14 protein-coding genes are annotated in these 14,183 nt (G+C 37.0%); 5 read left to right on the top strand and 9 right to left on the bottom strand.

The genetic code is table 11. The features are described 5' to 3' along the window. Nucleotides 1–72 precede the first annotated feature (72 nt). Nucleotides 73–1,005 (bottom strand): UDP-N-acetylmuramate dehydrogenase, encoded by a 933-nt coding sequence (murB, locus tag MKY02_RS01605; protein WP_038186084.1) that lies wholly within the window; start codon nt 1,003–1,005, stop codon nt 73–75. A 77-nt stretch (nt 1,006–1,082) separates the two neighbouring features. After that, nucleotides 1,083–1,388, bottom strand: coding sequence for a winged helix-turn-helix transcriptional regulator (locus MKY02_RS01600; RefSeq protein WP_038186087.1), 306 nt, complete (start codon nt 1,386–1,388; stop codon nt 1,083–1,085). 144 nt (nt 1,389–1,532) lie between these two features. Here MKY02_RS01600 and MKY02_RS01595 point away from each other — a divergent pair, with 144 nt between their 5' ends. From MKY02_RS01595 to MKY02_RS01585, 3 genes are all read left to right on the top strand, one after another. Then, the gene (locus tag MKY02_RS01595; RefSeq protein WP_051448741.1) at nt 1,533–2,390 is read left to right on the top strand and encodes a VOC family protein; all 858 of its coding nucleotides are present in this window, start codon (nt 1,533–1,535) and stop codon (nt 2,388–2,390) included. A gap of 123 nt (nt 2,391–2,513) precedes the next feature. Then, a complete protein-coding gene (locus MKY02_RS01590; protein ID WP_038186090.1) occupies nt 2,514–3,038 on the top strand; it encodes a YceI family protein in 525 nt (174 codons plus the stop codon). Nucleotides 3,039–3,100: 62 nt separating this feature from the next. Continuing rightward, on the top strand, nt 3,101–3,292 hold the full coding sequence (locus MKY02_RS01585) for a DUF2500 domain-containing protein (protein WP_412104691.1): 192 nt from the start codon (nt 3,101–3,103) through the stop codon (nt 3,290–3,292). 64 nt (nt 3,293–3,356) lie between these two features. On the opposite strand, the gene MKY02_RS01580 is transcribed toward MKY02_RS01585, so the two are convergent. Both MKY02_RS01580 and MKY02_RS01575 read right to left on the bottom strand, forming a co-directional pair. Then, nucleotides 3,357–3,998, bottom strand: coding sequence for an FMN-dependent NADH-azoreductase (locus MKY02_RS01580; RefSeq protein ID WP_038186102.1), 642 nt, complete (start codon nt 3,996–3,998; stop codon nt 3,357–3,359). 128 nt (nt 3,999–4,126) lie between these two features. Next, on the bottom strand, nt 4,127–4,834 hold the full coding sequence (locus MKY02_RS01575) for a DsbA family oxidoreductase (RefSeq protein ID WP_340710516.1): 708 nt from the start codon (nt 4,832–4,834) through the stop codon (nt 4,127–4,129). A gap of 117 nt (nt 4,835–4,951) precedes the next feature. On the opposite strand from MKY02_RS01575, the gene MKY02_RS01570 reads away from it, so the two are divergent. After that, nucleotides 4,952–6,331: an FAD-dependent oxidoreductase gene (locus MKY02_RS01570; RefSeq protein ID WP_038186108.1), complete on the top strand. Its 1,380-nt coding sequence runs from the start codon at nt 4,952–4,954 to the stop codon at nt 6,329–6,331. Nucleotides 6,332–6,424: 93 nt separating this feature from the next. Here the strand turns inward: MKY02_RS01570 and MKY02_RS01565 are convergent, their stop codons facing one another. Continuing rightward, nucleotides 6,425–7,351: a manganese-dependent inorganic pyrophosphatase gene (locus tag MKY02_RS01565; protein WP_340710515.1), complete on the bottom strand. Its 927-nt coding sequence runs from the start codon at nt 7,349–7,351 to the stop codon at nt 6,425–6,427. Between the two features lie 314 nt (nt 7,352–7,665). On the opposite strand from MKY02_RS01565, the gene MKY02_RS01560 reads away from it, so the two are divergent. Continuing rightward, the gene (locus MKY02_RS01560) at nt 7,666–8,472 is read left to right on the top strand and encodes a GNAT family N-acetyltransferase (protein ID WP_038186112.1); all 807 of its coding nucleotides are present in this window, start codon (nt 7,666–7,668) and stop codon (nt 8,470–8,472) included. A gap of 41 nt (nt 8,473–8,513) precedes the next feature. Here MKY02_RS01560 and menC read toward each other — a convergent pair whose 3' ends face one another. The 4 genes from menC to glpK form a co-directional block, all read right to left on the bottom strand. Next, complete coding sequence (menC, locus tag MKY02_RS01555) at nt 8,514–9,620, bottom strand: o-succinylbenzoate synthase (RefSeq protein ID WP_076034769.1); 1,107 nt, start codon at nt 9,618–9,620, stop codon at nt 8,514–8,516. A gap of 68 nt (nt 9,621–9,688) precedes the next feature. Further along, the gene (locus MKY02_RS01550; RefSeq protein WP_038186116.1) at nt 9,689–10,834 is read right to left on the bottom strand and encodes a M20 peptidase aminoacylase family protein; all 1,146 of its coding nucleotides are present in this window, start codon (nt 10,832–10,834) and stop codon (nt 9,689–9,691) included. A 174-nt stretch (nt 10,835–11,008) separates the two neighbouring features. Beyond that, entirely contained in the window at nt 11,009–12,304 is a 1,296-nt protein-coding gene (locus MKY02_RS01545; RefSeq protein WP_340710513.1) for an acetyl-CoA hydrolase/transferase family protein, read from the bottom strand. 360 nt (nt 12,305–12,664) lie between these two features. Further along, nucleotides 12,665–14,158: a glycerol kinase GlpK gene (glpK, locus tag MKY02_RS01540; protein ID WP_038186123.1), complete on the bottom strand. Its 1,494-nt coding sequence runs from the start codon at nt 14,156–14,158 to the stop codon at nt 12,665–12,667. Nucleotides 14,159–14,183: the final 25 nt, after the last annotated feature.

Genomic DNA, 14,183 nt, shown 5'->3' with positions numbered 1-14,183 from the left:
CCCTTTAAATATAAATACGCCTTCCGCATGTAATACGAAAGGCGTTCTCTGTAGTTTTTAGTTTAATAAAGTTTACAATGATCCGTTTTTAGAAGGTTCTTCTCCAACGATTTTCACTTCTAATTCTAAATCAACATCAAATTTCCCTTTAACAGTTGCTTGCACCATTTTAATAGTGTTGATGTAATCGGTAGCTGTTGCGCCACCTTTATTTACGATAAAGCCAGCATGCTTCGTAGAAACCTCCGCACCGCCTACACCTTTACCCTGGAGCTCACTGTCTTGAATCAATTTACCTGCAAAGTAACCTGGAGGACGTTTGAAAACACTCCCTGCTGAAGGATATTCAAGCGGTTGTTTCGATTCACGCAAAAATGTTAACTCAGCAATTTTTGCATCGATTTCTTGTTGATCTCCTCGTTGTAATTCAAATTCAGAAGATAATACATAATATCCTTTTTTGGAGATAATACTTTTACGGTAGCTTAGGTCAAGTTGTTCTTTATTTAGAACTAACTTTTCGCCTGTTGATGTTAATACAGTTGATTGTAGAATAACATCGTTTATTTCTCCGCCGTATGCACCAGCATTCATAGCCATCGCGCCACCAATAGATCCTGGAATACCACATGAGAATTCTAGTCCTGTTAAAGTTGCCTCTGCCGCTGCTATTGATACGTCTTTAAGCAGCGCGCCTGCTTGTGCATAAACAGTTGTGCCATCGATGTGGATTGTATCCAATTTCGAAAAGTTCAGGACAATTCCTCTAACTCCTCCATCACGTACAACCATATTCGAGCCATTCCCTAATAGCAAAATCGGGATATCATTGTTATTCGCATACTTTACAATTGCTACTGCCTCTTCTTCAGTAGAAGGCATGACAAATACATCCGCGCTACCGCCTAGCTTTGTCATCGTGTATTGATCTAGTGGTTCATCTATTTTAACATTTTCTGGATTTACTATAGTAGATAATTTTGCTGCCCATTGTTGTTTCATTATTGAAAGACCTTTCCTCTCTAAACTTCTATTCCTTCATAGTATGAATAGACAATGGCATTTTTTCAAGTGATTTTCACTTAAAGCCATTTTTTAGACCAATTTTCAATCTCATCAATCGCAGCTTTTAAACCTTGGCCTTTTTCTGTCAAAGTATATTCTACGCGAACGGGCACTTCAGTATACACATGGCGCTCAACAAGACCTTCTTTTTCAAGTTCTTTTAGACGCTCAGATAGCAGTCGCCCGCTAATTGGCATCGACGATTCAATTTCATTAAAGCGCTGTGGTCCATCTAATAATTGATATAAAATTAAGCCCATCCAGCGTTTACCTATCAAATCCATAGATTTTGCTAAACGAGGGCATAATGCTGATTCCTTCATTTGTTTCACCTCTATATATGCTATTGTAGCGGGATTATTTTAAAAAGTAAACTTTCGGTAACTTATTTACTTGACGTAAGTAATTTATTATTTTATAGTTAGTTACGAAAAGTAAGTGTAAAATATTTGAGGGGAGGAACTACTTTGACTTTCAAATTAGATCCCAAAATGACATTAGGATATGTACAGTTACGTGTACAATCTCTAGAAAAGCAAAAAGAATTTTATCAAATGTTAGGGTTCCACGTAATTAAGGAATCCAATTCAGAAGTTATCTTTGGTGCAGGTAGTACTGAACCCATTCTAATATTAACTACTACAGAGGATGCTGTGCCAAGACCAACACGTACTACAGGTCTTTTCCACTTCGCTATATTAGTACCAAGTCGCGAAGATTTAGCGCATGTTATCGGAAATTTATTAGAAATTGGCGCTCCTATTTCTGGAGCAGGTGACCACCTTTATTCTGAAGCGTTTTATCTAAGTGATCCAGAAGGCAACGGAATTGAAATATACCGCGATCTACCAAGAAGTGAGTGGCTGATTGAACCAAACGGTCAAGTGAACACAGCTACTGAACCGATCGATTTCAAAGGCATCATGGCTTTATACAAACCGGAGCGTTCATGGAAAGGGTTTCCAGATGGTACAATTTTAGGCCACATGCATTTAAACGTTACGAACTTAGACGATGCAACAAGCCACTTCTATTTAAAGGCTCTAGGATTAGATTTAATGACTAACTTTATGGATTCAGCATTCTTTATGTCTGCCGGTGGTTATCATCACCACATTGCAACAAATATTTGGCAAGGTGTAGGTGCTCCACTCCCACCAGAAAATGCTATTGGATTAATGGGATACTCTCTTAAGCTGTCTTCAAAAGATGAATTAAACAAACTGAAAGAAAATTTACTAACCTTCAATGTTTCATTCTCTGAAGATGAGGGGAAAATAATTGTAAAAGATTTAAATAAGAGTGACATGATTTTCTATGCATAAGCATAAAATTCATCTGTAACATAACACTCATATTATCTTTAATTCGAAACTCTTGATTTCGAGATAATATTGTATTATGATAAATATACTAAATAACAAACACTTTTTAGGAGGAATTTTAAAATGGCAAAATATAACGTAGACCAAGCTCACTCTAATTTAGGTTTCCAAGTCAAACACATGATGATTTCAAAGGTTAAAGGTAACTTCGGTTCTTTTACTGCAGATATCGATGCTAATCCAGAAGATTTAACTGGTGCATCAATTAAATTCGAAATTGATGTTGCGAGTGTAAATTCAAACAATGAAGATCGCGATAATCACTTAAAGTCAGCTGAATTCTTTGATGCTGAACAATTCCCTAAAATGACTTTCGTTGCTACAAACATTAAATCTACAGGTGACGGAGAATACGAAATTACTGGAGATTTCACAATTAAGGATGTAACGAAATCTGTAACTTTTGAAGCTGAATACGGTGGTAAAGGTACTAACCCATGGGGTCAAGAAGTTGTAGGTTTTGAAGCTGAAACTAAAATTAACCGTAAAGACTTCGGTTTGACTTGGAACGCAGCACTAGAAACTGGTGGCGTACTAGTTGGCGATGATATCAAAATTAATATCGAACTTGAAGCGAACCCTGCTTAATTCAATTTAAAACTTCTAAGAAAATTGCTATTACCCTAGCAAGCCTAACCAGTCACACTTTTGTGACTGGTTATTTTTTTGTTTCTTCATTAAAGCAAAGGACCTTTGAGGTACAAAGTGGCGACCGAATTGAATTGCCTGTAAGCGGGCGTGAATACGGAATCCTCGTAGAGGGAGACTTTGGTTTACTAACATTTCAAGGCACTCGTTATAAAAGTTTTGAACGCAATAGAAAAGAGGGAAGCACCATTTAATGGGCCTCCCTCTTTCTTTATAAATAGCCTAACTAAAAATTAGGCATTCACTAATAATCTTATATTAAGCGTGAACAGCTGATAATGATTTTGCTGCTGCTTTAACGCGTTCCATACCTTCAGCAATAATTGCTTCTGCTTTGTCTGGCATTGCGTTATGGCCTTCGATTACTACTTCTTCAACTGACATACCGAATACGCCACCGAATACATTACGCATATAGTTTACAGCCATTTCCATTGGTGCTGTTTCTGGAGTTGAATAGATACCACCACGAGCGCTTAAAAGAATAGCTTTTTTCTCTGGCATTAAGTTAATCATGTTACCTTCTGCATCATATTTGAAAGCAAAACCTGCTTGGTATACGTAATCAACGAAAGTTTGTAATTTAGCTGGAATTGTTAAGTTCCATAATGGGAATGCGAATACTACTACGTCAGCAGCAGTTAAAGCGTCCATTGCTTTTTGTTTTGCAGTAAGAAGGCGACCTTCTATATCTGTAAGTTCTTCACCACTTTGTACTTTACCAAATGCATTGAATAAATCTTGTCCGAAGTATGGTAGATCTTCAGCGAATACATCAAATGTAGTCACGTTTAAATCTTGTGCACCTTTTACTTCCTCCATGAATACTTCATACATTTTACTAGAAACGCCTTCAGTAGAAGGACGGTTATTTGCTTTAACAACTAATACGTTTGTCAATTTAATCTCTCTCTTTCTCTTAGTTAAAAATAGTTCTCGAATAAAATATCTCAAATTCAAGATAATTTTATTTTATAAAAAAACAGATACACTGTCAATGCATCTGTTCTCATACTTTTGACTGAAGATTAAAGTTCACATTTGCCACCTTCACAAATGTCTGTACCTTCTACACCCATCATTTTAAGTGTGGGTTGAATTCCCTCTTCTGCTGCCACTTTACGAATTGTTTCTTCGAATAATTCCTGTGGTTGAGCACCTGAAATTGCATATTTGCGATTTAATACAAAGAATGGGACACCTCTAACACCTATTTGTGAAGCCTCTTGAATATCAGCCAATACCTCTGAAGAATAATTATCTGAATTTAGTACATCTAGTACTCTCTCACGATTTAAACCGACTTCTACTGCCAACTCTACTAATACTTCAGTTAAGCCAAGTTGTTTTGCTTCAATAAAGTGCGCACGTAGTAAACGCTCAGTCATTTCAGCAGCTTTACCTTCTGCTTCAGCGTATTTTGCTAAACGATGTGATTTAAAAGTATTAGCAGGTTTCATATTTTCAAAATCAAAATCTAATCCTACTTCTTTTGCACGGCCAGCAACACCAACTGTTTGGGCTTTTGCCGCTTCAATTGTAGAGCCGAATTTTTTAGCTAGCGCTTCGTACATGGATTCATCCGTAATAGCCGGAGTGTTTGGATCTAACTGATAACTCTTAAATATCACTTGTGTTTGTTCACTGAATCCCGTATTTTGCAAAGCTTTTTCTAATTGTCTTTTACCGATATAACAAAATGGACATACATAGTCTGACCAAATTTCAATTTTCATCAATGCTCACCTCTTGCAGATATTGTATATGTGAACATTTGAAACAGCAATTTATCTGCTTATACATAATTTCTCAAATACTCCACATGCTAAAAAAAATGTACTTGGAGGCATCTTATGGCATCTTCAATTTGGCTAGATAAACAAGCACCTTTTGCAAGACCTTCACTCGAACAATCAATCGAAACTGACATCTGTATTATTGGTGGGGGTATTTCTGGCATACTCGCTGCTTACTTACTCTCAAAAGTTGGTAGGAAAGTTACTTTATTAGAAGGTAATACTTTATTTTCAGGTACTACCGGCCATTCTACTGGGAAAGTAACTGCACAACAAGGTCTATTATATAGCCAACTTATTACTAAATTTGGTGTCGAAGCAGCACAACAATATTATGAACTCAACCAGCAAGCAGTGGATCTATCATTTAATTTAGCAGAACCCGATTGTGTGCATCATGCGGATTCATTTTTATATACACAGAAAGCTGACGGCAAAAAGGACTTAGAAGATGAATGGAAGGCTTACCAGACTCTTGGTATTCCTGGAGAATGGAATGCCGATTGCGAAATTCCATATGACATTGCCGCCTCCTTAAAAATGCCCAAACAAGCACAAATCCATCCTGTACGCTTTGGACGGACTATCGCAGAAAAGGCAATCCAATCAGGAGCTGAGATTTACGAGCATTCACGCGTGCAAAAGGTCAATATCTTAAAACCATGTGTAGAACTAGAGAATGGTCATACAGTTTGTTATAAAGAACTAATCTTATGCTCCCATTATCCACTAGAAGGTATAATTGGTATGCAAATTTTCAAACTGGAAGTCACTCGTTCTTATATCGTGGCTTTTGAGGCAAGCGAATTGTATAAAGGTCAGTATTTATCTATCGATAAACCTGGTCGCTCTATTCGAACAACATTAATCGATGACAAACCTTTTATATTATTAGCTGGGGATAGCCACCCGGCAGGTACTATTTCTAATACCTCCATGTATTATGAAGCGTTGCAATTAGAGGCTAAAGATAATTTCGCAGCTAACCACTGCAACTATCACTGGTCAGCGCAAGATCCTGAAACGGTAGACTTAATTCCTTATGTTGGGCAGATTAGTTCCCGTTTACCAAATATTTGGATGGCCTCCGGTTTCAGAAAATGGGGATTAGCTAATTCAATTGTGGCAGCACAATTGCTCCGAGACGGAATTGTTGGAAAACAGAATGTCGGAATCTCTCTTTATTCTCCGAAGCATACTAAATTCGGAGATGCAGTTTTACAAGCTTTAAAACTAGGTGGTAAAGTAACGAAGGATTTTGTCGGCGGTCATGTCACTCGTCGTGCTATGCCGCGCTGTACTCATTTAGGTTGTAAAACTAGATGGAATGAAGCTGATGAAACATGGGACTGTCCTTGTCATGGCTCACGTTTTTCAAAGGATGGTGCAGTACTTGAGGGACCTGCAGTATATCCACTTGACCTAAGTGGATTATAAAGTTGGTCGTAAGTGTAATCTTCTTGGTTCTTATCAGCAATAAAAAAAACTGCCTATTTCAATTGAAATAGGCAGTTCCTCCTCTAATGAGGATTATTTTAATGCGTCAGTTAATACTGGGACAATTTGTTTTTTACGAGAAACTACACCTTTTAATAGCGCACGATTATTATCTGCCACAACATTAAATGCTGCATAAGCTTTTTCAGCTTGTGCACCTATTGCAACAGCAACTGAATCATTGTTTATGATATCCGTTACAACAAAAAAGAATAGGTCTAGACCTTTTTCTGCAACAGTGTTGTTCAATAAAACCTCTAAATCAGCTTGGCGATCCAAAACGTCATTTACATCAACAGCATTCACTTGAGCGATGACAACTTTGTGGTCTCCCATGCTGAATTCTTTTGCATCAAGAGAAAGTAAATCTTCTAATGATTTATCACTTAAATCAGCACCTGCTTTTAACATTGCAAGCCCATACGCAGCAGCGTCAACATCTGCAATTGCAGCTAACTCATTCGCTGCTTTTACATCTTGCTCTGTACATGTTGGTGATTTGAATAATAATGTATCCGAGATGATAGCAGATAACATAAGACCTGCATAGTTAGCTGGAATCTCAACTTCATTTTCTTTGAAGATTTTATTTAGAATTGTTGCTGTACAACCAACTGGTTCAGCGCGGTAGTACAATGGATCTGCTGTTTCAAAGTTAGCAATACGGTGATGATCAATAACTTCCGTTACTTGAACTTCAGCAATATCATCAGCACTTTGTTGACGTTCGTTATGATCAACTAATATTACTTGAGCAGCTTCTCCTGCAACTTTTTCCACTAAGCGTGGTGCATCAAATCCGAATTTTTCTAAAGCGTAAGCTGTTTCGTTGTTCAGTTCGCCAAGGCGAACAGCTTCAGCATGAATGCCTAGTTGTTTTTTTAAATATGCATATACTAACGCAGATGTGATTGTATCAGTATCTGGGTTTTTGTGTCCGAATACAAGTACTTTACTCATTTAAATTTTGCCTCCTAGATTTCAATAATTTCCGAATATATCTTATCACAATTAGCACTGAAAAAGAATGTCAGCACTTTGATGTTAAATGTTCAAGCCTTATTATAGCCTTAATTAAAAACATATTATTCCTGTATTATATTTTTATAAAGTTAATTTTACAAAACCACACTATCTGTTCCAAAATACCCTTAGATTAACATAGTCTTTTTTATCCATTAAAATTAATAATAATCATAAAAATCATGTAATTAGACTTAATACTATGTTACTATTTCTAATATAATATATACATATAATAAAGAGGGGTAATAATGGAAAATAAGATTGAAAAGAAATACATACCACTAGCTGAATATTTCAGCTCCGCAAAAGACGATAAAATTCAACTTTCCTTCACAGAAATCGAAACAATTATGGGACATTCATTACCTAACTCCTCCTATTTAAATAAGAGTTGGTGGAAAAAAACTAAACCTCCTCTAAAACATTATCTAGCTTGGGTAGAACAAGGATACTACGTAACTACAATACAACCTGGTTATCATGTGACGTTTGAAAAACCTACAAATAACAATAATGATGAATTGGATAGTTTAGAAAATGCCAAAAATACTTTTATCACTCGCTCCATTGAAACGGATGATGCACGTAACTTAGCCCAATTATTATCTACGTTAGATGCAGAGACAGATTTTATGCTCTATGGTAAAAACGAACGTGATCCATCTGTACAAAGTGTACGCAAGAAAATTACTAACTTGCGTAAAAGCAGTTCTAACTCCATTATTGTAGCAGTTGTTGAAGGTCAAATTGGGGGCTTGATCTCTATTTCTGGTAATAAAGCTCCACGTGCTAAACATCGTGCATCAATTTATCTCGGTGTCATGCAGAAATTTACTAACCAAGGGATTGGTACAGCACTTTTAAAAGAGGCTGAAAAATGGGCAATATCAAATACCATTCAAAGACTAGAACTAAGTGTTTGTAAATCCAATGCTATCGCAATCAATATGTACAATAAATTCGGCTTTACAATAGATGGGGAGCGTCGACAATCATTGAAAATAAACGATGAATTTGAAGATGAACTTTATATGAGTAAACTATTAAATATGTAATCACTAAAAAAAACTATGCAAATTTTGCATAGCTTTTTTTATTATCGATAAACTTTTTGACTTACTGTAAGTTGATCCATCAATTCTATATTTGGTTCATATCCAATCCCAAAAATTTCCGGCACTGAAATATAGCCATCTTCAACAACTACTTCAGGAGAAATAATATCTTGAGACCAATAATGACTTGATCCTGCAGTATCACCTGGTAACACAAAGTTTTCTAGCGTCGTAAGTGCGACATTATGTGCTCGCCCAATACCAGATTCTAACATGCCGCCACACCAAACTTTAATATCATGTTGCTGGCATAAATCATGAATTCGTTTTGCCTCAGTTAAACCACCTACACGACCAAACTTGATATTGATAATACCACAGCTTCCAAGCTCAATCGCTGTACGTGCATCCTCATAAGAACAAATACTTTCATCTAAACAAATTGGCGTTTTTAAATGCTTTTGCAGCTTTGCATGGTCGATAATGTCATCCGATGCAAGTGGCTGCTCAATCATCATTAAATTGTACTCATCTAGTTTTTTAAGCAATTCTATATCATCTAAAGTATAAGCTGAATTGGCATCTACCATTAGCGGCACTTCTGGAAACTTTGCTCGAATTGCATGAATGACATCAATGTCCATACCTGGTTTAATCTTAACCTTCATACGTTTATAGCCTGCTAAAATATTATTTTCAATGCACTGTAGCAGTTGATCAATTGTCGGCTGAATACCAATACTTATACCCACTTCAATTTTCTTTTTCGATCCACCTAATGCATGCGAAAGTGATTGTTTTGTACTCTTCGCATATAGATCCCAAATGGCACATTCAAGAGTCGCCTTTGCCATTTTATTTTGGCGGATTACTTTGAACATATCGCTTATTTCATCAGGATGCTGAATATCTTTCTTAAGCACTAGTGGAATAAGGAAATCTTCAAGCATATGCCAACTCGTCTTAACTGTCTCTTCTGTATACCAAGGGATTTCAAATGCAACCCCTTCCCCCCAACCGGACATTCCACTATCATCTTTAGCTTCTAATATTAAAAACTGCTTATCTTGCACTGTACCGAAGCTTGTTACAAATGGCGATTTCATTCGCATACTTAGTTGCCGAATTTTAATTTCTGTTATCTTCACGCTACCGCACCTTCCACTATCGAATCTTAGATTAACGTTTTAATAAAAGATACGCTAATCTAAGATTTTCAGCAAGAGAGGGCTTCCTTTTCCACATGTGCAAATGCACCTAATACTGTTCGTGCCAAAATTTCTACTCCCACAATCAATTGAGCCTTATTAAATGTCATTTTTGGATGATGTAGCCCTGGAGTTAATCCACAACCAAGCCCTAACATTGCTGCCTTTACATTTGCCCTTTTAACCGTATAAAAATGAAAATCCTCTCCACCTGGTGTAATAACAGGGGGACGCAAATACTCTTCACCTACGGATTCAATAATTGCTTGCTCAATTATATCCTTTGCTTCGTCATCTACTTCAGCTGCTGCAACCCTTACTTGTTCTTGTAAATCAATTGACACTTCATACAACGATTCAATTGCACGTATTGTACGCTCTATTCCATAATGCAACTGCTCGATTCCTTCATTTGTTTGAGCACGAACATCAATCGTGAAATAGGCTTTCGCCGGAATTATATTCCCTGATTCTCCACCCGCTTGAAATTTCGTCACTTTTACCGAAAATGGAATCATTGTATCTATATGAATCGTTTTTAGTGCTTCGATTAAGCTTGCACCAATTTCAATTGCATTTTTACCTAAATGGGGTCTTGCAGCATGTGATTCCACACCGTTAATTTGGCCACTTAATAGTCTGGATGCACCATGATATAGCGCTGGGCAAAATGTGCCATCACGTAGCTCCTGCACCGGCCGGACATGTACTCCAAATAAATAATCCATATCGTCGACCAATCCACGGTCAACAAAGGACAATGCTCCCTGTCCTTTTTCTTCAGCAGGTTGGAATAATACCCGAATGGTACCTCGCCACGTTCTTTTCAAGCGCTTTAATAGTAGTAAAACGCCAATCACCATTGTCATATGCGCATCATGTCCACACGAATGATGCGCCTGAAATTCCCCATCAACTTCTTGCCATAAGGCATCGATATCAGTTCGTAGTCCTACAACAGGTCTACCCTCACCGATTTCCACATATAAACCAGTACTATCTGCAAACGTATGAACCTCGTACCCTTCTTGTTCTAATATTCCTTTAATATAATCTGTAGTCCGCCTTTCTTTCCAGCTAATTTCAGGATTTTCATGCAGATACTTAAAAACACTTTTCAATTGTGGTTCAAGTAATGTTAACTGCTCCTTCATCATAAGCGTCTCCTATCTATTTATTTTTGAAAATATATGTTTATACTTAGATTTCCTAACATAATTTTTTCTCTCTTATAGGTATATATATGTAACATGCCATTTTGATATCGTGAACAATGTTTAATATTCATCAAAAAAACCCGTTTAGTGAAAAAACGGGTTTAGAATTTCTTACATTAAATTTAGTTTTTTTGCTTCAAATATAAGCTCGTCCTTAAATTTCGGATGCGCAATTTCGATTAACGCCTTAGCCCTCGCTGATATCGATTTGCCTTTTAGCTCGGCTACACCATACTCCGTTACTACCTTATCTACTTCATTTTTGGAGGTTGTTACGACTGAGCCGTTTGTTAATAAAACTTTTATTCTCGATATGGTATCGTTTTTCGTAGTCGAATGCATGCATATAAATCCACGGCCATTTTCCGCAAAATTTGCTCCACGTGCAAAATCAAATTGTCCACCAGTGGAAGAATAATACTTGCCTGCAACTGTTTCAGAGGCGCATTGACCATACATGTCCACTTCCGTTGTGGCATTAATTGAAACGATATTATCCTCTTTGGCAATTAAGCGTGGATCGTTCGTTACATCAACTGTTTGGAATTCAACAATTGGGTTATTATGCAAAAATTCATATAATTTATCCGTCCCTAACGCAAAAGTACCAACGATTTTCCCCTTATTCGTTTTCTTCTGAGACCCATCGACTACACCTTTCTCCACTAAACCAACTACCCCGTCCGTTATCAGTTCCGTATGAATACCTAAATGGCGATGATCATTTAGTAAACTAATAACCGCATTTGGAATCGAACCTATCCCAGCTTGTAATGTATCACCGTTTTTAATATATTCTGCAACATATTCTGCAATCCGTATGTCTTTTTCTTCGATTACTGGGTCTGGATTTTTTACAAGCGGTGTATGATGCTCAATAAACCCTTCGATTTGACTAATATGTATTAAATTTTGACCAAATGTTCTTGGCATATGCTCATTTACTTCCAAGAAAAAGGGTGCATTTCCTATAAAACATGCAGCATAATCTGCTTGTGTTCCAAGCGTAAAATATCCGTGCTCATCCATCGGTGAAGCAACTGCCATTACAAGAGATGCTTTAGTATAATCCTTCATAATTCGTGGTACTTCATGAAAATAGTTTGGCATCAATTCACAATGCCCATTATGATAAGCTTTACGTGTAGCACCACTCAAAAAGTATGAGACATGTGATAAGTGTCCTTTATAAGCTCCACCTATATATTTACGTGGATGCATCGTTAACATTTGATGAATACGCACATCTTTTAAGTATTCTGCGTTCTCTTCCAAAACATCCAATAACTTTACTGGTTCTCCATTCGATATCGGTATAATAATATCTGCCCCTTCCTCAATATATGAGAGGACATCTTGAGGTTTTTTTAACTTCTGTTTGTAATACCCTTGAAAAATATTTACCATACAACACACTTCTCCGTTTCTGCTTTAAGTATGCATTTCACTTAAAAATATCACCTTTCCTTTAGCGTAACATAATCCTACTATTTTCACGGCTTTTTTATACAAAAAGAAAAGGCATCCATATGATACCCTTTCTCTGAAATACTATTCTCCACTAAAACTATTAACAATTTCCTTCGAGATATCCACATTCTTAGAAAAAATAGTGGAAAAGTCTCTTAGATATCCAAAGAAGATTAAATCTACTTCAAATAAATAATTTTTTTATCCACTATACACACTTTTATCCCCACTATACACAAAATGTTATAAAAAAAGCAGCTCACCTTTGAAAAGGGAACTGCCACATGTGTATAACTATTATTTAAACGCTTGGGCTGCATGTATAGCCTTTTTCCAGCCCTTGTATAAGTTTTCACGTCTATCTTCTTCCATATTCGGACTGAATTGCGTATCTAAATTCCAGTATTTCGAAATCTCGTCACGATCCTTCCAGAATCCAACTGCCAATCCTGCTAAATATGCTGCACCTAGTGCTGTAGTTTCATTAATTGATGGACGCTCTACTGGAACATCAAGTAAATCTGCTTGGAATTGCATTAACAAATTATTCATGACAGCTCCGCCATCCACACGTAATGTCTTTAACGAGATACCTGAATCTGCTTCCATTGCACCCAGCACATCTTTTGTTTGATACGCTAATGATTCAAGTGTTGCTCGTATGAAATGCTCTTTTTCTGTACCACGTGTTAAACCGAATACAGCACCACGTACATCACTATCCCAATATGGTGTACCTAACCCAACAAATGCGGGAACAACGTATACACCATCAGTAGAGTCAACCTTTTCTGCATAGCGCTCACTTTCTTTTGAATCATGGAACATCCGTAAACCATCACGTAACCATTGAATAGCCGAGCCCGCTACGAAAATGCTACCCTCTAATGCATACTCCACTTTACCATCTATTCCCCAAGCAATCGTTGTTAACAATCCGTTCTCGGATTTAACAGCCTTTTCACCTGTGTTCATGAGCATAAAACATCCTGTGCCGTAAGTGTTTTTCACCATGCCACTTTCAAAACAAGCTTGACCGAATAAAGCAGCTTGTTGGTCACCCGCAATACCAGCAATAGGTACTTCTTGACCAAAGAAGTGATTTCCATCCGTTAAACCATACACTTCAGATGAAGGACGAACTTCTGGTAGCATTGATGCTGGGACACCCAAAATCTCTAATAGCTCTTCATCCCATTTTAAGTCGTAAATATTATACATTAATGTTCTAGAAGCATTCGAATAGTCGGTTACATGTACTTTCCCATCTGTTAGTTTCCAAATCAGCCATGTATCAATCGTACCAAATAATAAATCACCATTCTCCGCTTTTTCTCTTGCCCCTTCAACATTATCTAAAATCCACTTCACTTTTGTGCCTGAGAAGTATGCATCAATAAGTAATCCCGTTTTATCTCTAAATAAATCATTATAGCCTTTATCTTTCAGCTCTTCACAAATGCCCGCTGTTTGGCGTGATTGCCATACGATAGCATTATGCACTGGTACTCCCGTATTTTTATCCCAAACAACAGTCGTTTCACGTTGATTGGTGATACCAATTCCTTGAACTTGATATGCATGGACATTTTTCTCTGAAAGGACACCCGCTATGACAGATGAAATTGAGCTCCAAATTTGCTCTGCATTATGCTCTACCCATCCTGATTGTGGGAAATATTGTGGAAATTCCTGTTGAGCACTATTAAAAATATTGCCTTCTTCGTCAAATAAAATTGCACGTGAGCTTGTAGTACCTTGGTCTAATGCCAGAATATACTTTTTTGTCATATGATGACCTCCAGATTTTAATTTA

The sequence above is a fragment of the Viridibacillus sp. FSL R5-0888 genome (genome assembly GCF_038009105.1).
GTDB lineage: Bacteria > Bacillota > Bacilli > Bacillales_A > Planococcaceae > Viridibacillus > Viridibacillus arenosi.
The sequence above is the reverse complement of the archived record's forward strand: the minus strand, read 5'-3'. Positions and strand labels throughout refer to the sequence as shown.

Excerpts from the sequence above, each read along its gene's own strand:
- MKY02_RS01570 (WP_038186108.1), top strand. The coding sequence starts at position 4,952 with ATGGCATCTTCAATTTGGCTAGATAAACAAGCACCTTTTGCAAGACCT.
- MKY02_RS01550 (WP_038186116.1), bottom strand. The coding sequence starts at position 10,834 with ATGAAGGAGCAGTTAACATTACTTGAACCACAATTGAAAAGTGTTTTT.
- MKY02_RS01590 (WP_038186090.1), top strand. The coding sequence starts at position 2,514 with ATGGCAAAATATAACGTAGACCAAGCTCACTCTAATTTAGGTTTCCAA.
- glpK (WP_038186123.1), bottom strand. The coding sequence starts at position 14,158 with ATGACAAAAAAGTATATTCTGGCATTAGACCAAGGTACTACAAGCTCA.
- MKY02_RS01575 (WP_340710516.1), bottom strand. The coding sequence starts at position 4,834 with ATGAAAATTGAAATTTGGTCAGACTATGTATGTCCATTTTGTTATATC.
- MKY02_RS01600 (WP_038186087.1), bottom strand. The coding sequence starts at position 1,388 with ATGAAGGAATCAGCATTATGCCCTCGTTTAGCAAAATCTATGGATTTG.
- MKY02_RS01545 (WP_340710513.1), bottom strand. The coding sequence starts at position 12,304 with ATGGTAAATATTTTTCAAGGGTATTACAAACAGAAGTTAAAAAAACCT.
- MKY02_RS01560 (WP_038186112.1), top strand. The coding sequence starts at position 7,666 with ATGGAAAATAAGATTGAAAAGAAATACATACCACTAGCTGAATATTTC.
- MKY02_RS01565 (WP_340710515.1), bottom strand. The coding sequence starts at position 7,351 with ATGAGTAAAGTACTTGTATTCGGACACAAAAACCCAGATACTGATACA.